Source organism: Sulfitobacter sp. L-8, assembly GCF_056859255.1.
The window spans coordinates 131,693-154,077 of sequence record NZ_JBSXOD010000045.1; the positions used below are offsets into that span (position 1 = coordinate 131,693).

The 22,385-nt window shown below is 56.3% G+C and carries 26 protein-coding genes; 10 read left to right on the plus strand and 16 right to left on the minus strand.

What is annotated here, in order from left to right:
• Positions 1-118 precede the first annotated feature (118 nt).
• On the plus strand, positions 119-736 hold the full coding sequence (locus tag AC13DE_RS08770) for a TetR/AcrR family transcriptional regulator (RefSeq protein WP_446298089.1): 618 nt from the start codon (positions 119-121) through the stop codon (positions 734-736).
• Here AC13DE_RS08770 and paaK read toward each other — a convergent pair.
• Together paaK and paaI are read right to left on the minus strand one after the other, a co-directional pair.
• Positions 733-2,043 (minus strand): phenylacetate--CoA ligase PaaK, encoded by a 1,311-nt coding sequence (gene paaK / locus AC13DE_RS08775; RefSeq protein ID WP_446312196.1) that lies wholly within the window; start codon positions 2,041-2,043, stop codon positions 733-735. The two genes, AC13DE_RS08770 and paaK, sit on opposite strands and share 4 nt — an antisense overlap.
• Positions 2,040-2,477 carry a hydroxyphenylacetyl-CoA thioesterase PaaI gene (gene paaI / locus AC13DE_RS08780; RefSeq protein WP_446312195.1) on the minus strand — a complete coding sequence of 146 codons (438 nt, stop codon included), beginning with the start codon at positions 2,475-2,477 and terminating at the stop codon, positions 2,040-2,042. Before paaI ends, paaK begins: the two co-directional genes overlap by 4 nt.
• A gap of 116 nt (positions 2,478-2,593) precedes the next feature.
• Here paaI and AC13DE_RS08785 point away from each other — a divergent pair, with 116 nt between their 5' ends.
• Positions 2,594-2,944 carry a DUF2794 domain-containing protein gene (locus AC13DE_RS08785; RefSeq protein ID WP_483047595.1) on the plus strand — a complete coding sequence of 117 codons (351 nt, stop codon included), beginning with the start codon at positions 2,594-2,596 and terminating at the stop codon, positions 2,942-2,944.
• A 49-nt stretch (positions 2,945-2,993) separates the two neighbouring features.
• Here the strand turns inward: AC13DE_RS08785 and AC13DE_RS08790 are convergent, their stop codons facing one another.
• From AC13DE_RS08790 to AC13DE_RS08800, 3 genes are all read right to left on the minus strand, one after another.
• Positions 2,994-3,773 carry a C40 family peptidase gene (locus AC13DE_RS08790; protein ID WP_483047666.1) on the minus strand — a complete coding sequence of 260 codons (780 nt, stop codon included), beginning with the start codon at positions 3,771-3,773 and terminating at the stop codon, positions 2,994-2,996.
• On the minus strand, positions 3,770-5,152 hold the full coding sequence (locus tag AC13DE_RS08795; RefSeq protein ID WP_483047596.1) for a leucyl aminopeptidase family protein: 1,383 nt from the start codon (positions 5,150-5,152) through the stop codon (positions 3,770-3,772). The genes AC13DE_RS08790 and AC13DE_RS08795 overlap by 4 nt, the downstream gene beginning before the upstream one ends.
• Before the next feature lie 67 nt (positions 5,153-5,219).
• Positions 5,220-5,597 (minus strand): hypothetical protein, encoded by a 378-nt coding sequence (locus tag AC13DE_RS08800; protein WP_446298084.1) that lies wholly within the window; start codon positions 5,595-5,597, stop codon positions 5,220-5,222.
• Positions 5,598-5,744: 147 nt separating this feature from the next.
• On the opposite strand from AC13DE_RS08800, the gene AC13DE_RS08805 reads away from it, so the two are divergent.
• On the plus strand, positions 5,745-6,395 hold the full coding sequence (locus tag AC13DE_RS08805) for a carbonic anhydrase (protein ID WP_446298083.1): 651 nt from the start codon (positions 5,745-5,747) through the stop codon (positions 6,393-6,395).
• Positions 6,396-6,470: 75 nt separating this feature from the next.
• Entirely contained in the window at positions 6,471-7,070 is a 600-nt protein-coding gene (locus AC13DE_RS08810; RefSeq protein ID WP_483047597.1) for an NYN domain-containing protein, read from the plus strand.
• A gap of 51 nt (positions 7,071-7,121) precedes the next feature.
• Here the strand turns inward: AC13DE_RS08810 and AC13DE_RS08815 are convergent, their stop codons facing one another.
• The 6 genes from AC13DE_RS08815 to AC13DE_RS08840 form a co-directional block, all read right to left on the minus strand.
• Positions 7,122-8,144 carry an aspartate-semialdehyde dehydrogenase gene (locus tag AC13DE_RS08815; protein ID WP_446312191.1) on the minus strand — a complete coding sequence of 341 codons (1,023 nt, stop codon included), beginning with the start codon at positions 8,142-8,144 and terminating at the stop codon, positions 7,122-7,124.
• Positions 8,145-8,220: 76 nt separating this feature from the next.
• On the minus strand, positions 8,221-9,396 hold the full coding sequence (locus tag AC13DE_RS08820; protein WP_483047598.1) for an MFS transporter: 1,176 nt from the start codon (positions 9,394-9,396) through the stop codon (positions 8,221-8,223).
• Entirely contained in the window at positions 9,393-10,169 is a 777-nt protein-coding gene (locus AC13DE_RS08825) for an aldolase/citrate lyase family protein (RefSeq protein WP_483047599.1), read from the minus strand. Before AC13DE_RS08825 ends, AC13DE_RS08820 begins: the two co-directional genes overlap by 4 nt.
• Positions 10,170-10,298: 129 nt before the next feature.
• A complete protein-coding gene (locus AC13DE_RS08830; protein ID WP_446298097.1) occupies positions 10,299-10,973 on the minus strand; it encodes a winged helix-turn-helix domain-containing protein in 675 nt (224 codons plus the stop codon).
• A 1-nt stretch (position 10,974) separates the two neighbouring features.
• Complete coding sequence (locus tag AC13DE_RS08835) at positions 10,975-11,268, minus strand: hypothetical protein (RefSeq protein WP_446298096.1); 294 nt, start codon at positions 11,266-11,268, stop codon at positions 10,975-10,977.
• 168 nt (positions 11,269-11,436) lie between these two features.
• Positions 11,437-12,015, minus strand: coding sequence for a hypothetical protein (locus AC13DE_RS08840; protein WP_483047600.1), 579 nt, complete (start codon positions 12,013-12,015; stop codon positions 11,437-11,439).
• A 307-nt stretch (positions 12,016-12,322) separates the two neighbouring features.
• Between AC13DE_RS08840 and AC13DE_RS08845 the strand changes: the two genes are divergently transcribed.
• From AC13DE_RS08845 to AC13DE_RS08855, 3 genes are all read left to right on the plus strand, one after another.
• On the plus strand, positions 12,323-12,940 hold the full coding sequence (locus AC13DE_RS08845; protein ID WP_483047601.1) for a ribonuclease HII: 618 nt from the start codon (positions 12,323-12,325) through the stop codon (positions 12,938-12,940).
• Between the two features lie 101 nt (positions 12,941-13,041).
• On the plus strand, positions 13,042-14,148 hold the full coding sequence (locus AC13DE_RS08850) for a site-specific DNA-methyltransferase (RefSeq protein ID WP_446298076.1): 1,107 nt from the start codon (positions 13,042-13,044) through the stop codon (positions 14,146-14,148).
• Between the two features lie 219 nt (positions 14,149-14,367).
• Complete coding sequence (locus tag AC13DE_RS08855; RefSeq protein ID WP_483047602.1) at positions 14,368-14,994, plus strand: LysE family translocator; 627 nt, start codon at positions 14,368-14,370, stop codon at positions 14,992-14,994.
• A gap of 118 nt (positions 14,995-15,112) precedes the next feature.
• Here the strand turns inward: AC13DE_RS08855 and AC13DE_RS08860 are convergent, their stop codons facing one another.
• Both AC13DE_RS08860 and mutY read right to left on the minus strand, forming a co-directional pair.
• Positions 15,113-16,264, minus strand: a complete 1,152-nt coding sequence (locus tag AC13DE_RS08860) for an alkane 1-monooxygenase (protein ID WP_483047603.1) — start codon at positions 16,262-16,264, stop codon at positions 15,113-15,115.
• A gap of 88 nt (positions 16,265-16,352) precedes the next feature.
• Positions 16,353-17,417 carry an A/G-specific adenine glycosylase gene (gene mutY / locus AC13DE_RS08865; RefSeq protein WP_483047604.1) on the minus strand — a complete coding sequence of 355 codons (1,065 nt, stop codon included), beginning with the start codon at positions 17,415-17,417 and terminating at the stop codon, positions 16,353-16,355.
• Between the two features lie 84 nt (positions 17,418-17,501).
• Here mutY and AC13DE_RS08870 point away from each other — a divergent pair, with 84 nt between their 5' ends.
• The 3 genes from AC13DE_RS08870 to AC13DE_RS08880 are packed head-to-tail and all read left to right on the plus strand — an operon-like array spanning position 17,502 to position 19,820.
• A complete protein-coding gene (locus AC13DE_RS08870; protein WP_483047605.1) occupies positions 17,502-18,011 on the plus strand; it encodes a DUF721 domain-containing protein in 510 nt (169 codons plus the stop codon).
• A 13-nt stretch (positions 18,012-18,024) separates the two neighbouring features.
• On the plus strand, positions 18,025-18,708 hold the full coding sequence (locus tag AC13DE_RS08875; RefSeq protein WP_483047606.1) for a DsbA family protein: 684 nt from the start codon (positions 18,025-18,027) through the stop codon (positions 18,706-18,708).
• Positions 18,708-19,820, plus strand: a complete 1,113-nt coding sequence (locus AC13DE_RS08880) for a CaiB/BaiF CoA transferase family protein (RefSeq protein WP_446314307.1) — start codon at positions 18,708-18,710, stop codon at positions 19,818-19,820. The genes AC13DE_RS08875 and AC13DE_RS08880 overlap by 1 nt, the downstream gene beginning before the upstream one ends.
• A gap of 64 nt (positions 19,821-19,884) precedes the next feature.
• Here the strand turns inward: AC13DE_RS08880 and lpxK are convergent, their stop codons facing one another.
• From lpxK to AC13DE_RS08895, 3 genes are read right to left on the minus strand one after another with little or no spacing between them, the layout of a single operon-like run.
• Positions 19,885-20,877: a tetraacyldisaccharide 4'-kinase gene (lpxK, locus tag AC13DE_RS08885; RefSeq protein WP_483047607.1), complete on the minus strand. Its 993-nt coding sequence runs from the start codon at positions 20,875-20,877 to the stop codon at positions 19,885-19,887.
• Positions 20,874-22,103 (minus strand): 3-deoxy-D-manno-octulosonic acid transferase, encoded by a 1,230-nt coding sequence (locus AC13DE_RS08890; protein WP_446296015.1) that lies wholly within the window; start codon positions 22,101-22,103, stop codon positions 20,874-20,876. Before AC13DE_RS08890 ends, lpxK begins: the two co-directional genes overlap by 4 nt.
• A 6-nt stretch (positions 22,104-22,109) precedes the next feature.
• Positions 22,110-22,352, minus strand: a complete 243-nt coding sequence (locus tag AC13DE_RS08895) for a DUF4170 domain-containing protein (RefSeq protein WP_483047608.1) — start codon at positions 22,350-22,352, stop codon at positions 22,110-22,112.
• Positions 22,353-22,385 lie beyond the last annotated feature (33 nt).

Genomic DNA, 22,385 nt, shown 5'->3' on the forward strand with positions numbered 1-22,385 from the left:
TTAGAATAATTCTAAGCACCGGACTGAATGGAGGCAACCCGTTTCGGATTGGAATTGAATTCGCTTTAGGAACTAAACAGAACGGTTTATATCCGAAATCGCATACGGCGGAGAATACATGACCCTTGTTCCAGACAAAATCCACAGAGGCAGAAAATTTGACCAGGTGCTTGCAGGTGCACGCCAGGTTTTCATGGCTGATGGTTTTGAAGGAGCAAGCGTGGACGAGATTGCCCGGGTGGCACAGGTGTCCAAGGCGACCTTGTACAGTTACTTTCCAGACAAACGCCTGTTGTTCATGGAGGTCGCCAACGTCGAATGTGTGAGGCAGTCGCGGTATGCCCTGGACAGCATTAACCCCGAAGACGCGCCCCATAAGGTATTAGGCCAGGCCGGGCGGCATTTTCTTCGGTTTGTCACATCGACTTTTGGGCAGCAGATGTATCGGTTGTGCGTGGCAGAGTCAGATCGATTTCCTGAGCTGGGACAAAGGTTTTACCATTCTGGCCCGGCGGTTGTAAGGCGAGAGATGGCCACCTATTTTCTCACCGCGATGGCGCGGGGGGAGTTGAAGATTGACGATCCTTTGTTGGCCGCAGACCAGTTTGGCGAACTTTGCAAGGCTGACCTGTTTTTGCGGTTAACATTCGGCGTCATCGATACGGTAAAGGAAGAGGAAATCGACCGGGTCGTCGATAGCGCAGTCGAGATGTTCATTGCACGGTATGGCACTTAGTGCCGGGTGCGTTTGTCGATAATTCGGATCGCCTTTCCCTCTGACCGTGCCACCGCGCCTTGGTTAACCACGTCGATGGTGACACTGATGCCCACCGTGTCCTTGATCCGTGCGGCAAGTGATTTCGCGACAGCGGCGCGGGCGTCGGCCCCAACGCTCGCATCGGTGCATTCACACAAGACATGAAGTTGATCCATGCGCCCGGGGTTGTCGAGATGAATTTGGAAATGCGGGGCCAAGCCCGGAGTGGCCATCAGCGCTTCTTCGATCTGGGTAGGAAAGACGTTGACGCCGCGCAGGATGATCATGTCATCGCTGCGCCCGGTCACTTTTTCCATCCGGCGCATTGTGCGGGCAGTGCCGGCAAGCAAGCGGCTGAGGTCGCGGGTGCGATAGCGAATGATCGGAAAAGCTTCCTTGGTGAGGGAGGTGAACACCAGTTCGCCTTTTTCACCGTCGGCGACGGGGCGACCGGTCACAGGGTCAATCACTTCGGGGTAGAAGTGGTCTTCCCAGATGTGCAGCCCGTCTTTGGTTTCCACACATTCACACGATACACCGGGACCAATAATTTCGGATAGCCCATAAATGTCTACCGCATGCATGTCGAAGGCCTGCTCGATCTCGAGCCGCATCGCATTTGTCCAAGGCTCAGCGCCGAAAATGCCGACATCAAGGGAGGATTGGCGCGGGTCGATACCCTGGCGGGCATATTCATCCAGGATCGACAGGGCATATGAAGGAGTCACGGTGATCCCGTTGGGTTTGAAATCTTCAATAAGGCGAACCTGACGTTGTGTCATGCCGCCGGAAATTGGTACGGTGCAGACACCCAATGCATCAGCGCCCAAGTGGATGCCCAAACCCCCGGTAAACAAGCCATAACCATAGGCATTATGGAGCATGTCACCCCGCTTTAAGCCCGCTGCGCGCAAAGATCGCGCGACCACGCTTCCCCAGTGGGACAGATCGTTTTCGGTATAACCCACAACCGTAGGCTGGCCAGTGGTCCCCGATGAGGCGTGAACGCGTGCCAGTTGGTCGCGCGGTACCGCACACATGCCGAAAGGATAATTGTCACGCAGATCGGTTTTTACCGTGAAGGGGAATTTGGACAGATCATCGAGGCTGCTTAGATCATCGGGGTGCACCTTCGCTTCGTCAAAGCTCTTTCGATAAAACGCCACGTTGTCATAAGCGTGGCGCAGCGACCATTTCAGGCGGTCGAGTTGCAGGGCGCTGATTTCGTCGCGGCTTGCGATTTCGATCGGGTCGAGGCTGGATCTTGCGGGGGTGAGGTCCTTCATTCTGACTTTTCCTCTGGAAAATGCTGACCGGAAATAGTTCGGGACAGGCCCCGGAACAATGCGATGGTGCGACCGTCCTGGCCCGTGACCGTGACATCATATATACCTGAACGCCCGGTTCTGGACTGTTCGATGGCTTGAGCGGTCAAGCGTTCGCCGGATCGGGCAGGCGCAAGATATGTGATCTGGTTTTGCATAGCGACGACCAGTTGATTGTACGAATTACAGGCGAACGCAAAGGCACTGTCGGCGAGCGTGAAGATATAGCCACCATGACAGATGCCATGCCCGTTCAGCATGTCAGCGGTCACCGTCATGGTGAGATCGGCTTGACCCGGTGCTGTTCTCTCAAGCCGAATACCCAGACTTTTGCTGGCGTTATCCTTTGCCCACATCGCAGCGGCGGATTTCTCAGCGCGATTTTGAGGTGTCATGCCGTGCAGCCTTTATGTTTCACTGGGTGTAGTATTGCGAAATATTTGTAACGCTTTCAAGATATTTGATCCGCGGGCCTCTTGATTTGATCCGTGAAGAGCGCAACTGTCAAAGGATGACTTTCCATATCCATTCCTCCCAGCCGCCGACTGACCCTGTCCCGGACCAAATTGCATTCCATCGGACGGAGTTGGCTCCGATCCTGTCTCTTTATGGCCGAATGGTCGCCGCAGGCGAGTGGCGCGATTACGGGATATCCTGCCTAAGAGAGGTTGCGGTGTTTTCGATATTTCGGCGCACCGCAGAGATGCCGCTGTACCGGATCGAAAAGCGTCCGAAGTTACGCATGAAACAAGGGATGTATGCGGTCATCGGACCAAACGGTCAGGTATTGCGACGCGGGCACGACCTGAGCGCCGTGCTGCGCGTGCTGGAACGTAAGTTCATCAAGGCGGTAGAGAATTGAGCGCCCCGCCATGAGGCGACCGGGTATGGATTTAAGTCCATTTGGAATATCATAGACGTTTATGTGCCGTAACAGGCCCATCCGTTCGTGCGATACGCTGCACTGCGTCACCGATAGGTTCATATGTTACCGCCATATGATGTGCGTTCGCGTGGATCAGCATGTCGGGGCCAGTTATCAGGGCGACATGGCCTTTCCAGAACAGGAGGTCATTGCGCATATACGCGGAACCAGGGGGGCACGCCCAACCCAATTGGGATTTTTGTTGATCGCTGTCGGCTGGGCTGGAAATGTTGCATGCCAGCAAGGCCGCTTGAACCAGGCCTGAGCAGTCGATGCCCCAAGAACTATTGCCGCCCCAGAGATATGGGGTGCCCAAAAACAGACCGGCAACGGAGGCGGGGTCATGGCTGGTTTGCGTCAGCGGTGTCAAATGCTGGAGAGGGATATAGCCCAAGCTGGTCTTTGCGAAACTAGCGGCTTCGCTCTGGACCGATACCCGGCTTGCGAAACTTAAAGAACTGCGATCGGCCGATTTAAAGTCGGGTTGACTGTAGGCATGCGTGGCTCTTGCGGACACCCAATGTGTTGCTTGAAGTTGTGGCCCAATTGCGGTGTTTTGCATGTAACCGCAGTAGCTATCCTTTGCCAGCTGGACATAGGACCACGACCCGAAGTCACCCAAAACCGTTAAGGTGTCGCCGGACAACGACTGGCGTTCGCGAGGGCCGCGCGGATGCTGGCACAGGTCAGCGACAGGGCTGATTACTTGGCCCGCGGAACGCATAGTCACCAGGGCCGGGTCGGGGTGGAGCCGGTAATCGATCATTTGCAAAGCAGAGTTTCCAAGGTTGACAGCAGGGCGCGGGTTGCCTGGCCGACCCCACCCTTGGGGCGGGCGGGGGCAGGGGTCGGTTGCCATCCGTAAATGTCAAAATGCGCGTATGAGCTTGCGGTGACGAAGCGGCGCAAAAATAGTGCCGCGGTTATCGACCCGGCAAACCCGCCCGACGGTGCGTTGTCAAGGTCAGCGATGCCGGGTTCGATCATCGGTTCATACGGCGCATGGAAAGGCATGCGCCACACCGGATCGGATTGCTGGCACGCCGCTGTTTCGAGGGATGTGACAAAGGCAGAGTCGTTGCTGAAATACGGAGCAAGATCAGGGCCGACGGCGACCCGTGCTGCGCCTGTCAGCGTTGCCATCGAAATGATCTGGTCGGGTTGATCCTCGTCCGCCAGCGCCAATGCGTCTGCCAATACCAAGCGCCCTTCGGCATCGGTATTGTTGATCTCAATCGTCTGGCCCTTACGAGAGGTCAGGATATCCTGGGGCCGAAAGGCATTGCCTGAAACAGAGTTTTCCACCGCAGGGATCAAGACCCTGAGCTGTAGGTTCAGGCCAATGGCCATAATCATGTGAGCCAGGCCGAGCACGGCGGCGGCCCCGCCCATGTCTTTTTTCATGAGCCCCATTGAGGCACCGGGTTTGAGGTTGAGCCCGCCCGTATCAAAGCAGACGCCCTTGCCGACCAGCGTGATTTTCTTACCCTCGGTACCCCATTTGAGGTCGATCAGCCGTGGCGCACGGTCAGCAGCGCGGCCGACGGCATGGATAAGCGGGAAATTATTTGTAAGCAGGTCGTCGCCCACCAAAACGTCTATATTTGCACCATGTTGCTTTGCCAAGTCGCGTGCAGCAGTTTCCAGATCGGGGGGGCCCATATCGGACGCTGGCGTGTTGATGAGATCGCGGGTCAGAAATTCGCCCTGGGCCTGGGCGGTTATACGTGCGACATCTATCCCCGCCGGCGCCACCAGCTGCGCCTTCATCGGCGTAGTCCGGGCATAACGGTCGAAACGATAAGAGGCGAGAAGCCAGCCTAGGCTTTCGATCGCCAGCTCTGCGGGGGCCAGGCTGCTTTCGAGATGATAGACCCCGGTCGGCAGATTGGTCGCAGCGCCCGCCAGATGGAAGCGGCCGCGTTCGCGGGTAGATGGCGTGCCATAGCCCGCCAACGCGCACTGAAGGGTACCGTCAGGATTTGGCATGGCCAGGGCCTGTCCCAAACCGCCTGTGAAGCCGTTGATATCGACCCAGGCAGCGACTGGCCCCGACTGTGTTTTCAGCCAATCACTTAGTTGATCCTGAGCGATAAGATACAGCGGGATCGACGTGTGGGTCGGGTCGGCGAAGTGGGCGGACATAGAACGGGACCTTTCGGGCAAATATTTTTGCCGCAGCCTAATCCTATCCTCTGCCACCGCAAGCCCGTCAGTACGACGAAGCGGGCATATCCAAGATGGCGGTCAGTGAACGTTCGCCCACCCGTATCAGCCTTCTCAGGGTTGCGGCCACGGCGACATGGTCGTTTTGATCGATCGACATGGTAACATCGTGTGCGACAGCGGTCAGCTGGGCTAGACCTACCTGATCCGCGATAGCGATCAAGGAACGGCTGTTCTTGCGCAGTTCGCCCCAATTTGAAGCATGAAAAAGCCTGTCACAATGGGATATGCGCAAGGCAAGTTCCTCCATCGTGCGCGAAACGACATCTTCGGCATCCACCTCGCCCAGTTGCGCATAGAGAGAGCCGAGTCGTACATGGTCGACGCAGACTTGTTCGGTAGGTCGCATTTGCAAAATCTGCATTTTATCACCTTTTGATACCGCCCCCACGATATGGGATGACCATAGAGGGATAGAGATTTTCAAATGGTTTAAGCCTGCGTATATTATTGCTCGAATGTGACAAGAATTCAGAGTATCCCGTTAAAAATACAAAGAGGCGAGACGCATATGGACACGACTAAACCCCTGCCCTCATATCTGGTGCAAAGGTATCATGGGTGGAAAGCAACGAGTTACGCTGAGAATCAAGCGTGGTATCGCCGCTTGGCAAGCGACGGTCAGCATCCTCGCGCGATGGTGATTTCCTGTTGTGACAGTCGGGTGCATGTTACGTCGATTTTCGGTGCTGACCAGGGTGAATTCTTTATTCACCGCAATATTGCCAACCTGGTCCCGCCCTACCAACCTGACGGCGAACAGCACGGGACGTCTGCCGCGGTTGAATATGCCGTGCAAGTGCTGAAAGTCGCCCACCTCATCGTGCTGGGGCACTCTAGTTGCGGTGGGGTGCAGGGGTGTATCGATATGTGCCAGGGCAAAGCGCCCGGACTGGATGCCAAAGACAGTTTTGTCGGGCGATGGATGGATATTCTGCGCCCGAAGTACGATATCGTCGCGGACATCGAGGACCCCCAAGAGCAGGTGCGCCAGCTTGAAAAGCATGCGGTGATGACGTCGCTTGAAAACCTGATGACGTTTCCATGGATCGAGCAAAAGGTAAAAGCCGGCGAACTGACACTGCACGGGCTGTGGACCGATATCGGTGAAGGGGGGCTGGAATATTACAGCGCCGACAAGGAAATGTTCCTTCCGGTCTGACAGCGGCCTATTTCCAGGGTACGAGGAAACAAGTTTAGCCTTGTCTATATAGGCACTGGCTGGTTTCCTCGTGTCATGATTGCGCCAGCCCTCATATTTATCGTCTCGATACTTGGTGTCGTCTTTGCATTCTCGCAACCGGTAACCAGTGATTTGATTCTGTTGGCAGGACCGAGCGCGATAGCAAGCGTCATCCTGCTGCTCAGGGAAGCCCAAAGGTGGCTGGCAAAACAGGACAAATACAACGCCCCCAAGGCAGTTGTCATTGACGGCTCAAATGTCATGTACTGGTTTGATGGTACGCCCCGCATCGAGCCGGTGCAGGATGTGGTGCACCATCTATCAAGGCTCGGTTTCGCGCCGGAAGTTTTCTTTGATGCAAATGCGGGGTATCTCTTTACAGGGCAATATCTGGGAAGCAAACCGTTAGGCAGGCTTTTGAACTTGCCGACCGGCTCGGTTACTGTCGTGCCAAAGGGCGATGCAGCAGACCCCTATATCCTGCATGCCGCTCAGGATACGGACGCGATCATCATCACAAACGACAACTATAGAGACTGGGTTTCGCAATTCCCTTTTGCGTCGGAGCCGGGGCGTTTGATCAAGGGTACATTCCAAGAGGGCGAGCTTTGCTTCGATCTTCCCATCACGGGGACGAATCCGAACGCCGGATAGCAAAAAGGCCTGCACTACGCAGGCCTTTCAATGCGAGAAATAACTTGGCGTTCAACCTTTTTTCAAGACTTCGCGGCCCAACAGTTCCGCAATCTGCACAGCGTTCAACGCCGCCCCTTTACGCAAATTGTCGCTGACGCACCATAGGTTCAATCCGTTGTCGATGGTGCTGTCCTGACGGATACGGCTGATAAATGTGGCGAAATCCCCGGCACATTCGATCGGTGTGACGTACCCACCGTCTTCGCGTTTATCGATTACCATGACACCCGGCGCTTCGCGGAGGATGTCGCGGGCTTCATTCTCGTCCAGATGGTCTTCGAATTCGATGTTGATCGATTCGGCGTGGCCCACGAAGACCGGCACGCGTACGCAAGTCGCCGTCACCTTGATTTTGGGGTCAACGATTTTTTTCGTCTCGACCATCATTTTCCACTCTTCTTTCGTGTCGCCGCTGTCCATGAAGACATCGATATGCGGAATCACGTTGAAGGCGATTTGCTTGGTGAACTTCTTTGCCGGCTTGTCGTCGGTAGGGTTGTAGATCGACTTGGTCTGATCCCACAGCTCGTCCATGCCTTCCTTGCCCGCACCGGACACTGACTGATAGGTCGATACCACGACACGCTTGATCGTCGCACGGTCGTGCAGAGGCTTGAGCGCCACAACCATCTGGGCTGTCGAACAGTTCGGGTTCGCGATTATATTCTTTTTGGAATAATCATGGATAGCGTGGGCGTTTACCTCGGGCACGATCAATGGGATATCCGGGTCATAGCGGTACAGCGACGAATTATCGATGACCACGCAGCCGGCCTTGGCGGCCTTGGGGGCGTATTTCTTGGTCGCCTCGGAACCGACGGCGAACAATGCAATGTCCCAGCCCGTGAAATCGAACGTATCAAGGTCTTTCGTCTTGAGCGTCTTGTCGCCAAAGCTGACCTCGGTTCCCAGGGACTTGCGTGACGCAAGCGCCACGATCTCATCCACAGGAAAATGGCGCTCGGCCAGAATGTTCAGCATTTCACGGCCCACATTGCCTGTGGCACCCGCGATGACGACGCGATAACCCATCTTAAAACTCCAATACTAAAATGTGATGGTGCGGGCCTCTTATACCGCTTGGGGCTGCGGGGGAAGGGGGCCTGACCTATTCATTGGTTTCACGAGAAAAGAGGTAGATGAACAGCCCTGCGGCCATGAGCGCCGCAAACAGGGTAAAAATCACCACATAAGGGGTTTGCAGATTGGTTGCAGGCTGACTGGCGGCATAAGCCTTACCTGACAAAAACTGCGCGACGCCGACACCGCCGATGCTGCACAGGTTCAGCAAGGTCATCCCGCGCCCTATCAACTGTGGCGGCAGAAATTTCCGGCCATGCGATATGACCAACGCATAGGTCGCGCCGAAAAAGCCAACCGCCGCCATAAAGACTGTGGACAACACCAGACTGCTGGCGGGGTAGATGACCAGACCGATCAGGGCCGCAAGATTGAAAGTGGTGGCAATTATGACGATCAACTTTGTGCTGCCGATCAGCTTGTCCAACGGTCCGTATGCAAACGTACTGATGACCATCGCAATCCCCATCAACAAGGTTGCGATACCGATCTGGTGTGCGTCTGCGGCAAAGACGTCCTCGAAGTACGGTCCGATCCAAAGACCACGCAAAGCACCCAGCTGGGCATAGCTCACGCTCATGATCGGGAAGATGAACCAAAGAGCCTTGATCTTGAGCACCGCGAGCAGGCTGCCGCGCTCTTCGCCTTCGGGGGTAGCAGGGTCATGGACAAAGGCCCAGATCCCCAAGGCCGTAAGGGTGGTGATGGCACAAAGCGCCCAAAGCGAGGCGCGCCAACCGATCGTCTCGGCTGCGATGGCCGTCGGGTAGGATGCCACAAGATTACCGAAGGTCCCGACCCCCACCATCACTGACGCCAATACCACAAACCGCGCTGGCGGAAATTCGCGGGCAAAAATGTAGTAGGATGCCATCAGCACCGGAGCACAGCCAATTCCGATGAGGACCATCGCAAAGTCGATATGCACCGGTTGGGTGGCCATCGCGAACAGTGCCGCGCCGCCTCCGCCGCCGATAAGCAACAGGACGGCAGACGTTCGGCGGGGTCCGATCGTATCGAGAGCCCACCCTACCGGCAGCTGCATGGCTGCGAATGCGAAGAACCATAGACCGGATGCAAAAGCCAGATCTTCGGGGTTGGCACCGATGTCAGCCCGCAAGAACGGGCTGAGCACGGCAAGGAAGGCCCGGAAAAACTGGCTGAGCACATAGGCCAGCCCCAACAGCATGATCCCGCGCATCATGCTTTGGGCGCTTTCCATTTGGCGGCCAACGCTTGTGCGGCATGACTTAGTATCAAGCTATCCGCACCCACCGCGACAAAGCGTGCACCGGCGTTGATTGCGTCTTCGGTCATTGGATCATGCGTGGAAAGAATGCCCGGGGCCTTGCCAGCAGCCGCGATTTTTTTCAGCGCTACCATTATCGCGTGTTGAACATCGGCGTGAAGCAGATCGCCCATATGGCCCATGTCCGCTGCCAGATCAGCCGGGCCAATGAAGACGCCGTCGATGCCGTCGATCGCAAGAATATCATCCAGGTTTTCCAGCCCCCTCAGGCTTTCGACCTGCACCAGCAGACAAATTTCTGCGTCAGCGGTGGTGCCGTAATCGGCGATTTGCGAAAACCGCGCGGCACGGGTCAAGGCGTAGCCGACACCGCGATCACCGGAGGGAGGGTAGGTGACGTCTCGTACCAACTGGCGGGCTTGATCGGCGTTATCGACCATGGGCACCAGGATCGTTTGTGCGCCGGCATCAAGTATCTGTTTGATCAGGTAGGTTTCGCCGACAGGAACCCGCACGACCGGATGGCTTTGCGATGCTTCAAGAACCTGAAGTTGCGCGGTGATGGAACGCAGATCGTTTGGCGCATGTTCCCCGTCGATCACCAACCAGTCGAAGCCCGTGGTTCCCATGAGTTCGGCACTGAAGGTGTCTGCCAGACCGAGCCAGCATCCAAAAACTGTTGTGCCCTCGTTAAGGGCTTGCTTGAAGCGATTGCGTGGTGCCGGCATGACGGGGTCCCTGGGGTTGTGACAGTAGCCGCACCCTAGGGCCAGAAATCGCGGGCTGTCCAGAGGGGCGCTGCCCCCATCCCCCTGTCGGGGGCTTCCCCCGGAGTTTATTTCGCAAAATGAAAGGGGTTAGATGACCTTGATCACATCTTTGTCGATGGCCAGCATATAACCGCGCCGCGCAATGTTTTTGACCAGGAGTTCCGAAACGATTTGGTTGCCCAAGGTGTCGCGCAGGCGTTTGATGCGTGTGGCACCTGCGGCTTCGTCGCAATCGGCCGCGATTTTGCCAGAGATCATTCCTTCGATTTCGGACCCGGATAGAACATCGTCATCCATCCGGGCTTCGGCAAGTACCGACATCGTTTCCATGGCTGCGGCGGTCAATTTGAAACCTAGATTGTTGAGATAAACAGTGTTTTCTTCACGGCTGATGAGCAGGGAGTTGACCTGGATCCCGACACGTTCGATCTGGGCCATGCGCTGGTTGTAGCTGACCAGCATGATCAGGAAAACAAGGGCCGCGATGAGCATGGCAGTCGCAAAGACCAGAAGTACGATGATCACGATACGGTAGCTGGAAAGAGTTTCGGAAAACGCACTGCCCGATTGCGCGAGGATTTCGAGCAGTTTGATTTCGGCCTGGGTGGTCAGATCATCGTTTTCCACAAAGATGCGTTCGACCTGGGCGTTGAACGCGTTGGCGTCAGGCAGCGCCCAGAGAAGCAAGCCGGCCCCGATAAGCAGAATCGCCGTGACCGCAGCGATGCCGCCGCCGACAAAGCGGCCTCCCTTGCGGCGCATTTCAGAAGCGAAGGAAGTTTGATCCGGCACTTTCTTTCCTTTGGTTGAGCCCTTCGTCACCGAAAACGGAAACGATGGTCAGAAGCGTCCAGCCGTTCGCCGCGAGCCGTTGGGCGAGTTCGGCCTGGGCGGCAGCACGGCTACATTCGCCGGATACCTGCGCCACACCATAGTGGAGGCGCAAGGGGTTTTCTTGCTTTGCCTTGTAATCGGCATAGCAGCCAGCCGCTTGGGCGGGCAGTGCAGCAAGCCCCAGCCCGGTCGCGGCGATGATGGGAATAAGGAAATGTTTCATGTCGGCGAGACTGCGCTTTTCCTGATGGATATTCAATATCCGTTGGTCCTCGGGGCGATTGATATCGGATAGCAAGCGGGCGTTATTGCTTGACGCGAGGGGGTAGGCCCATTTGGTTCTCACGGCCCTCGCTCTGGTGGCTGTGTATGGGGCCAGGCCCGCGACCCCTCAGGAAAGGAACAGACTATGCACCGTAGATTCATAGCAATAATCGTCGCCAGTGCGATAGCCGTGACCGCCGCGACGGTCAGCCCCGCCATTGCGGGCAGCAAGGAAAGAGATTTGGCCCGCATTGCCGCCGGCGTGTTGGGGGTAGCAATTATCGGCAAGCTGATTCACGACAACAACAAACGCAAAGACGCCCGCCAGCAGGCTGTAACACGCCAGTATGCCGACCCCGTACCTGTCTACCGCGCCCCTCGCGCCGAGCATCGCGAGCACGTCGACCGCGAACCTGTATACCGTGCGCCGCGTGCGGAGCATCGCGAGCATGCCAAGCCCGCGCCGGTTCATCGTGTGCCGCGTGCCGAGCAGCACCACGATCATCCCCAGCCAAAGCACCGGGTACCCCGCGTCGGTACGGGCAACCACATCGAACCGCGCCCGTTGCCCGAAGCATACCGCCGTCAACAGAACCACTCCCGCGTTGACGAGAAGCTGCTTCCGCAGGAATGTTTCCAAAGTTTCGATACGCGCAGCGGCCGAGTACTGATGTTTGGCGAGCGCTGTCTTCAGCAGAATTACCATTATGCAAACCGTCTGCCGCAACAGTGTGGTCAGGAAATCAGGACCCACAACGGGAGACAGTACGGTTATGACGCCCGCTGCTTGCGCAACGCGGGATACAGTTTGGCGCGTGGATAATTCCTGAGCGCCAAAGTCGGGTGGTGTGTATGTTTTGCCACCTGAGTGAGAAGGGAGAGGTGTTCGGGCACCTCTCCCTTTTTGGTTTGCCCTCAGCCTTTGAACTGACGCCTATGATGAATGCGCGACTAAGGTGGTTTCCCGCGATTAAAGGCTTGAGGTTTCTTGCTGGCTGGGTTTTCCAAGGCGCATGATACCGGATTTCACATTTGAACGCGCAGCCCATGCCCGGGGATATGCCCGCGTGGCAGGGGTTGACGAGGTCGGGCGCGGCCCCTTGGCGGGGCCGGTGACCGCGGCGGCTGTCGTGCTGGACCCCAGCCGAATACCTGACGGTCTGAACGATTCAAAGAAACTTACCAAGCGGGGGCGCGAACGGTTGTATCAGGTGATCCTGTCGGTGGCGGATGTCAGCGTCGCGCATGCTTCGGTCGAGGAAATCGAAGAGTTGAACATATTGCGTGCGAGTCACCTCGCCATGGTTCGCGCGCTTGAAGGGCTTAAAACTCCGGCCGATTACGCGTTGATCGACGGCAACATGATACCGAATGGCCTGAGCATTGCGTCCGAAGCAATCATCAAGGGCGACGCCCGGTCGCAATCTATTTCTGCAGCCTCAATTATGGCAAAAATGTGTCGGGATTGTGTCATGTTGTCCCTGGCGCAACAGCACCCCGGTTATGGGTGGGAAACAAACATGGGATACGGGTCAAAAAGCCACATAGAAGCGCTAGGAAAAATCGGGGTGACCCCACACCATAGACGTTTGTTCAAACCCGTCTACAATATCTTGTATCAAGATAAATAACCAACCATTTGATTCAAAAAAGAAATTGACCACAAATCCTCTGTCGGGGCATCTTGTTCTCAACCAAGAGCACACAATGTGCCGGGGCAGAGGCAGTATTTATGAAGACGATGACAAAGGGTGCGCAAGCACTCCCCTTGAACACGATTATATCCGGCGATTGCATTGACGCAATGAACGCGCTGCCGGCAGAGTCTGTTGACCTGATTTTTGCCGACCCGCCCTATAATCTTCAGTTGCGTGGAGACCTGCATCGGCCGGATAATTCCAAGGTGGATGCGGTCGACGATGAGTGGGACCAGTTTGCAAGCTTTGCCGTCTACGATAAATTCACGCGTGCGTGGCTAAAAGCCGCGCGCCGCCTGTTGAAGCCGAATGGCGCTATCTGGGTGATCGGCAGTTACCATAACATTTTCAGGGTCGGTGCGGCGCTTCAGGATCAAGGTTTCTGGATCTTGAACGACGTTGTGTGGCGTAAGTCGAACCCGATGCCCAACTTTCGCGGCAAACGTTTTACCAACGCACACGAGACAATGATCTGGGCGGGCAAGGACGAGAGCGCGAAATACACATTCAACTATGAAGCGTTGAAAGCGCTTAATGAAGGCATCCAGATGCGTAGCGACTGGGTATTGCCGATTTGCACCGGCCATGAGCGGCTGAAGGATGACGCAGGCGAAAAAGCACATCCGACGCAAAAGCCGGAAAGCCTGCTGCACCGTATTCTAGTGGGGTCGACGAACCCTGGCGATGTCGTGCTGGATCCGTTCTTCGGAACAGGGACCACCGGAGCGGTGGCCAAGATGCTTGGCCGCGATTTCATCGGGATCGAGCGCGAAGAGGCCTATCGCAAAGTCGCCGAGAAGCGGATCAAAAGCGTGCGCAAATTCGACAAGGAAGCCTTGACGACAACAACCTCGAAGCGCGCGGAACCTCGTGTACCGTTTGGCCAATTGGTCGAACGGGGCATGTTGCGGCCGGGCGAGGAGCTTTATTCGCTGAATGGTCGCTATTCTGCCAAGGTGCGTGCCGATGGCACGTTAATCGGGAATGAGGTCAAAGGATCGATCCATCAAGTTGGGGCTGCCTACGAAAAGGCCCCTAGCTGCAACGGGTGGACATACTGGTGCTACAAGAAAGACGGCAAACGCGTGCCGATCGACATCTTGCGCCAACAAATCAGGGCAGAAATGGCCAATTTGGCCTAGCCCACTCTCATCCATTTTTGAACACCGCCGGTGCCCTGCCGTCTTCGACTGAAGGCGTGCCTATAAGGGTGCTCACCTTGGCCCCGCCTGTTGGCGGGGTCTTTTTCCATTCAAAACGCATGATCTGCGGCCGCGCAAAAATCTTTCAATTCGAACTGTCCTGCTATAGCCAAACAAGCATCTTCGTATGACAGCTTTTCAAGCAAGGTTGGCGCAAAAATGATTCCTTTCGATCTGGCTTTTCTGTTCGTCGGTGTCGCATTCGCTTTGGCGTTGGTTCCTGGACCCGACAATATATTTGTCCTGACGCAATCCGCGTTGCATGGCCGTATTGCCGGGCTTATCGTGACGATGGGGCTGGCATCGGGGTTGATCTTTCACACGACGGCAGTGGCCTTGGGTGTGGCGGTGATTTTCCAGACCTCTCAATACGCTTTTTCAGCTCTCAAGTATGCGGGTGCTGCCTATCTTCTGTATCTGGCATGGAAAGCTTTCCGGGCGTCATCCGGGCAATTTTCCGCAGGGAAAACACCGGCGGAAACCGCACCCAGGCTTTTTCTGCGCGGCCTGATCATGAACATAACCAACCCGAAGATTACGATATTCTTCCTTGCGTTTCTGCCGCAGTTTGTTGACCCACAACATGGATCAATCGTCGGGCAGTTCTATCAGCTTGGCGCGTTGATGGTTTTGGCGACGTTATGCGTCTTCGGGTTTGTGGCTGTCGCGGCGGGGTCATTGGGTGACTGGCTGAAAAGCTCGCCTCGTGCCCAGATCTGGATCAACCGGCTGTCCGGTTTCGTCTTCGTCTCCTTGGCCGCGAAGCTGGCTTGGGCTGACGAATGACCGATTTGGGTTGGCGGGTGCGTACAATATTGTCCGGCGATCAAATCCGTTGCTCCGCCCGTTTGATCTATCTGCACATTCAGCAAGCCGTTGAAATTCGGCCCTCGCCTTCAACACATCACCGCGGGTAGGGTGTCAGTCCCTTGTTGTACGGCGTCCAGTCGGTGATTTCAGGATAATACATCTCGCGCCATTTGCGCACACGCGGGTTCATCACGCGGCGCCACACCCACGGCATCATCGCCACCATGGTCATGATCGGATAGCCAAAAGGCAGTTGCGGCGCGTCCGCCTTTCCGTAGGTCTGTAGGACCGGAAAGCGGCGATCGGGTTTATAGTGATGATCAGAATGGCGCTGAAGGTTGATCAGCAGCCAATTTGACGCGCGATGCGCAGCGTTCCAGGAATGACGGGGCTGTACGTGTTCGTATTTGCCTTCGCCAAGGTGTTTGCGGGTCAGCCCATAATGTTCAATGTAGTTCACCAGTTCCAGCTGCCAAATCGCCACCCCCGCCTGGATCAGAAACAAGCCAAGGCCAACCCATCCGCCCAGGATCAATGCAAGTATCAGGAACCCGCCCTGAAGCGACCAATATCGAAAGAATGGGTTGCTTGAGGAAGTCCAAGGTTTGTCTTTCCGGGCAAGCATATCTTTTTCGGCCCGAAAGCTTGATTTCAGTGACTGCTTAAGCACTCGCGGATAGAACCGATGGAACCCTTCATTGTAGAACGCGGTCACCGGGTCGCGCGGCGTTGCCACATAGCGATGATGCACCAAAAGGTGCTCTGACCGAAAATGCGAATACAACACCATCGCAAGCAGGATATCTGCCCACCACCGTTCTAGCTTGTTTTTCTGGTGCATCAGTTCATGAGAGTAATTGATGCCGATCGTGCCCGTCATCACGCCGATGCCCAGAAAGATCAGCGCCTTTTCCCATCCGCCCAAATGCGCAGCTTGGGGGACGTACCAGACCAGTCCGAACACGGTAAAAAACTGTGCGGGCATCCATGCTATCGGGATAATTCTATACCAAAACAAATCATCATCGGTGGCAGAGGTATCGGCGTTCTCAAGGTTCAATCCGGCAATGCCGTCGATAACCGAAAACAGATACCAGGTTAACAAGGGCAACAGGATGACGGACCAGCCTCCGACGAACGCGGTGAGCCATGCCAGGGGAATCAGGGCGAACGAAAGCGCAAAAGGCAAAGCACGTTTGAACTGAGCCAGCTGATCTACGCTTACCATCGAGTGCTGAGGTGCCATCTTTCTAACCTTAAATCTGTGGTGCCCGGATGTGGTGCCCGGATGTGGTGACGCGGGTACCCTCTGCTACGATAATGCCACGCCATTGCTATTGTATCAAATCAAAGGCTTTTCGCATTACCGTCGGGAGATCTGACGGGCGAAAATCTGATACCGGGATAAACCGCCCCGTTTCCGGAGTAGGATCGCCCGCAAGATCGGCCCGCATTACAGTCAACATCAGGTGAAAGTGGGTGAAGGTATGACGTACTTCTCCTGCTGCCTCATGCCACTGAGCCTCGATCGGGGCCCGGCCAGCGGGGCGAGATCCGGTCGCATCAACCCAGTCTGAACCAGGCCAGCCCAGCATCCCGCCCAACAAGCCCTTGTCAGGGCGCGTTTCCAGAAGCCACGCTCCATCTTCGCGACGTGCGAGATACACCGTGCCATGGCGGATCGGTTTGGCCTTTTTGGGAAGCTTCCTCGGCAATTCGGCTGCCGTTCCCATTTTTCGCGCAAGACAAGGTTCACGCCACGGACAGATTCCGCAGGCGGGGGATTTAGGGGTGCAGATTGTAGCGCCCAGATCCATGATCGCCTGGGCATAATCGCCAGAACGATATGAAGGGGTAAGTGCCTGTGCTTTGGCCATCAACTCCGGCTTGGCGGCAGGCAAAGGGGTGTGAATATCGTGAAGACGCGCCATGACACGTTCGACATTTCCATCCAGAACGGTATAGGGCAGATCAAAAGCGATGGAAGACACCGCCGAGGCGGTGTAGGGGCCGATTCCCGGCAATTTCAGCAAAGCGGCATGGTCTGCCGGAAACTGTCCGTTATGTTGTTCCACCACAGCACGAGCGCATTTGAGCAGGTTACGCGCGCGGGCATAATAGCCAAGGCCCGCCCATTCGCCCATTACATCCGCGTCCGGGGCAGCGGCCAGATCCTGTACGGTTGGCCAACGTGTCGTGAAGCGTTGAAAATATTCGCGCACCGTGGCAACGGTGGTTTGTTGCAGCATGACCTCGCTAAGCCAAATGCGATAGGGATCGGGTCGCACACCTGCCGCGCGATCTGCCGGGGATACCCGCCACGGCATAATGCGGGCATGGATGTCATACCAATCAAGCAAACTGTCGGGTAGCGAACAGGTAGCGGCTGTGTCACGCAATCTTTATGACCTTCTCGGTTTGGTTTGGCTGGCGATATAGTACGGGATCGTTATGTTGTGGTTAGTCATTCAGGAAAGATAGTCATGCCGACACGGCGTACCAGTACAAAAGGCTTCAAAAGGACAGATAGCTTGCTTTCCGCAAAGATACGGCAGGCCAGCGAAAGCCGTGGTTTCGCCCAATCCAGGCTTTTGACCCAATGGGCCGAAATCGCCGGTCAGGATGTATCGTCCATCTCGCGCCCGGTCGAGGTAAGTTATGGTCGTGGCGGAATGGGCGCTACATTGACCCTGCTGACAACCGGCGCGAATGCGCCGATACTCGAGATGCAAAAAGAGCAGCTGCGCGCCAAGGTCAATTCTGTTTACGGGTACAATGCGATCGCTCGGGTTCGTATTACGCAGACGGCGGCTACGGGCTTTGCCGAAGGGCAGGTCGCCTTCGACGCCAAACCCAAAACCCGACGCGAACCACCGTCCGATCCGGTGACACGACAGCGCGCCATGGATACTGTCGGACCTGTTGCTAACGAAAGCCTTCGCGATGCCCTTGCACGTCTGGGCGAGAACATATTGAACAAGACCAAACGCTGATAAAGGAAATTAAATGAAACGCTCTTTCCCAATTCTTGCGGTTGTTGCCGCTGTGGCTGCGGGTGGCTGGTTCGCCCTTGGCGGAACAGACACTGCGAACAGCACTACCTTTAGCCCTCTGGTAAGTGCCGCAAACGCACAAACTACTGAGGCCGCCGAAATCGACACATCCACGATCAAGGAAATGACCCTTGGGAATGCGGATTCCAAAGTACAGATGATCGAATACGCCTCTTACACTTGTCCGCACTGCGCGGCGTTTGATCAGGGGCCATACAAACAACTCAAGGCCGAATATATTGATACCGACAAGATCGGTTTTACCTACCGCGAGGTATACTTTGATCGCTATGGCCTTTGGGCGTCGATGGTGGCCCGTTGCGGCGAAGAAGATAAATTCTTTGGCATCACCGATCTGATCTATGCCGGTCAATCTGAATGGGTCCGCGCTGGCGAACCCGCCGCGATCGTGGGTGAGCTGCGCAAGATCGGACGCCTCGCGGGGATCGATAACGACACCCTTGAAGCATGTTTGCAGGACAGTGAAAAAGCACAGACGCTGGTGGCTTGGTGGGAAGAAAACCAAAAGGCCGACGACATCAACAGCACGCCGAGCTTTATCATTAACGGCAAAAAATATTCCAACATGCCCTATGCCGAGATGAAAGGCATACTCGACGCCGCATTGGAAAACTAATGGCAGCTCCACTGGCAGGGCTCAAAGTGATTGAGCTGGCGCGGATTCTGGCAGGCCCTTGGGCCGGCCAGACACTTTCTGATCTTGGGTGCGAAGTTATCAAGGTGGAAAGCCCCGCAGGCGATGATACCCGCCAGTGGGGGCCACCCTTTATCGAACGCGACGGCGACAAGTCGGCGTCGTACTTTCATTCAGCAAACCGGGGCAAGGCGTCTGTCGTTGTTGATCTGACCACGGACGAAGGTCAGGCCAAAATGAAGGAGCTGTTGGCCGATGCTGACATCCTGATCGAGAACTTCAAAACTGGCGGACTGGCGAAATACGGGATGGATTACGCCAGTTTGTCCAAGCAGTTCCCCAAGCTAATTTACTGTTCGATCACCGGTTTCGGGCAGGACGGTCCCTATGCCCACCGCGCTGGCTATGATTTCATTATTCAGGGCATGTCCGGTTTAATGTCGATTACCGGCGAAGCGGACCGTCAGCCCCAAAAGCACGGCATGGCGATCACGGATATCTTCACCGGCATATATGCGACCACGGCAATTCTTGCGGCGGTGTATCAGCGCAATCAAACGGGTGTGGGGCAACACATCGATATGGCTCTGCTTGATTGTGCCGTGGCCGTCACCGGCAATCAGGCAATGAACTATCTGACCACCGGAACAGCGCCGTCGCGGATGGGTAACGCGCACCCCAATCTGACCCCTTACGAAGTGTTCGAATCTTCTGACGGGCACCTGATCATCGCAACGGGGAACGACGGGCAGTTCCAGCGTCTTTGTCGTCTCCTGGGGCTCGACGATATGGCTGATGCATCGGAATACGCCAAGAATGCCGACCGGGTCGCCAACCGGCCCGAGATGATTCGCCGACTGAACGGTGCGACGCAAGTGCGCACCCGGGATGATCTGCTTGCCGCGTGTGAAAAGCACGGCGTACCCGCAGGGCCGATCAACGATATGGCTGGTATGTTCGATGATCCGCAGGTTGTCGCCCGTGGCATGAAGATCGATCTTGAAGGGGTGCCGGGGATACGGTCGCCGTTCAAATTCTCGGGGGCGGAACTGGCTTTGCACCGCGCCGCGCCCAAGCTGGGGCAAGATGACTGAAGACACGCGGGCCGGTGCTGTGCTTGCAGCAGCAAATGGCCCGAAGGTTTCAAGGTCGATCAGCCTATTTGGGCAAAGGGAGACGGTCAAGCGCCTGGAACAGCGCATTGTCCGGGGCAAGTTTCAGCCGCACCGGTAGGGTTATCACCTTCATCCTGAAAGACGCTGGCAGGCGAACTGCGTCCTTTTCAGTTGTAACAAGCTGAGCCTGTTTGGCGTCGGCATCAGCTTCGAGCCGGGCAAGCAGGGCGGTGCTGAGCGGCTGGTGATCGTCAAGTGCCTCAGCATGGATGATATTTGCGCCAAGGCCGCGCAATGTGCCAAAGAACTTTTCGGGGTGACCGATACCGGCGAAAGCCAACGCACGCATATCTGTCCAGTCCATTCCGGTTTGCAGAGGCACAAGCTCTGCCCGGACATGCGGTAACAGGTCCGGTAAAACGGACGTGTCAAAACCGGCCTGTTCATCAGGGTTGCCGATCGACAAAACGATATCAGCGCGCGCCAACCCTGTGCGTACCGGTTCGCGTAAAGGCCCGGCCGGAAGGCACAAGCCATTGCCAAACCCCTTGGCCGCGTCGACGACAACGATGCTTATATCATAGGCGACGCTTGGGTTTTGGAATCCATCATCCAACACGATCACGCTTGCGCCTGATTGAGCGGCTGCCCGGGCCCCGGCTGCGCGGTCCTGCGCTATCCAGACTTCGGCAAACGCGGCAAGCAACAATGGTTCGTCCCCAACCTGCGACGCCGTGTGCTTTGACGGGTCAACCAACAGAGGCCCGGTTTCCGTCCCCCCATACCCACGAGATATAATGTGGGGTGTATGGTATTTGTCGCGCAATCGTTCGACCACAGCCATCACTGTGGGCGTCTTCCCTGTTCCACCAGCGTTGATATTGCCCACGCAGATCACGGGAATGTCCATCTGCAAAGGGGTGGTCGACGCAAGACGTTTCGCAGTCCCCATCGCATACAGCGCACCCAGCGGCTGGAGCATCCGCGCTCTCCAATCTGGCGTCGTTCGGTGCCAGAATTTCGGTGCCTTGGTCATCCTCGTCGTTCCCTTGTATCGAGAGTGTCTTGCACCAGATCGATTACCTTGTCGGTCAGTGCGGCACCGCGGCTGATAACATCCCAGCCGGCATGGGCCATGGTGGCGGCCTGGTCGGGGGCTATCAATCTGCTGACCGCCGTGCCCAGGGTCGTGGCGTCGTTTACGATACGGGCCGCACCCTCTGCGACAAGCCGCGTATATGATGGCAGAAATCGACGGATTTTTGGCCCGTAAAGAACCGCCGACCCCAATGCGGCTGCCTCGAACGGGTCACACCCGCTGCCTTCGCTAACAAGGGAGCTGCCCAAGAACGATACGGGTGCCAGTCTGTAGAACAATCCGGCTTCGGCAGGATCGCCCGCAATCATGATCTGGGTCGATGCATCGGGATAGCCAAAGTCGCCCCATTTATGTACGCGAAAATCCTGGTCCGACATTCGGGCCGCAAAGCGGTTGGCCAGCGCGGCCTCGGCGGGCTGCAGGATCAACAGCAATCGGTGAGACAACCGAAGGCTTTGGCGGTGTGCGGCCAAGACGGTGCCGAGTTCGCCTTCTAGCACTTGGTTCGCAAACCAGATCGGCCGTCCCACCAAGGCGCAGGACAAATCGGCGAGGTCCGATTCGTGACACGGAAGCGCTTGGCCGCCTGCAAGCAACGCCGAGGTAAGTTCGACATTTTTTCGGTCAAGCCCGAGACGGACCAGACGGTGAAACCCCGCCTCGGAGCGTACCATGATTGCCGAGAAATGGGACAGCAAGCCGCGCGTGAGGTCGCTGAGCCATCGGTCCCTGCGACCGTCGAAGCCGTCGCTATCCCCGTCAATCAAGAACATCGGGCAACCGCGGTCAGCCATTTCGATAATCAGGTTGGGCATCAGGCGCCCCCATGCCCAGATACAGGTGTCGGGCTGCCAGTGATCCAGAAATAACTTCGTGCTGGTTGGGTGATCCTCGGGCGCGAAATCAATCAGGATCTTGCTGTTGCCTGACTGGGGCAGGTCGGAAGGTGTTGCTTGTTTAGGAATGGTTATCAATACAGACAGCCCGGGTCGGCTGCGGCACAGGCGCAAGGCCAGATCCTGAATCGCCAGAAGATTTCCCGGTTCGGGCGCATGGCACCACACCATTTCGCCCTTTGGGCGATGGTCAATCGGTGAAAACGGCGCGGCACCGCCGCGTCCGGCAAAAGCACGATACGCCGCCAATCCAAACGATCGCGCCATGATATATCAGCCCAGTTCTTCTGTCGAAGAGGCCGCTGCCTCTTCGTCGCGCAAGCGATGCAGATGTGCGATGAAACAGCGCATATGGGCGTTATCGACCGTTCGCTGCGCTTCGTTTTTCCACGCATCATAGGCGCTGGCATAGTTGGGGAAAATGCCGACAACATGAATATCTTCGACGTTTTTGAAGGCGGTTCCAGTGGGTGAAACCAGTTCACCGCCGAACACAAGGTGTAGACGCTGGGTCATATTGCGATCCTTCGTTTCATACAGTTGGGCTTG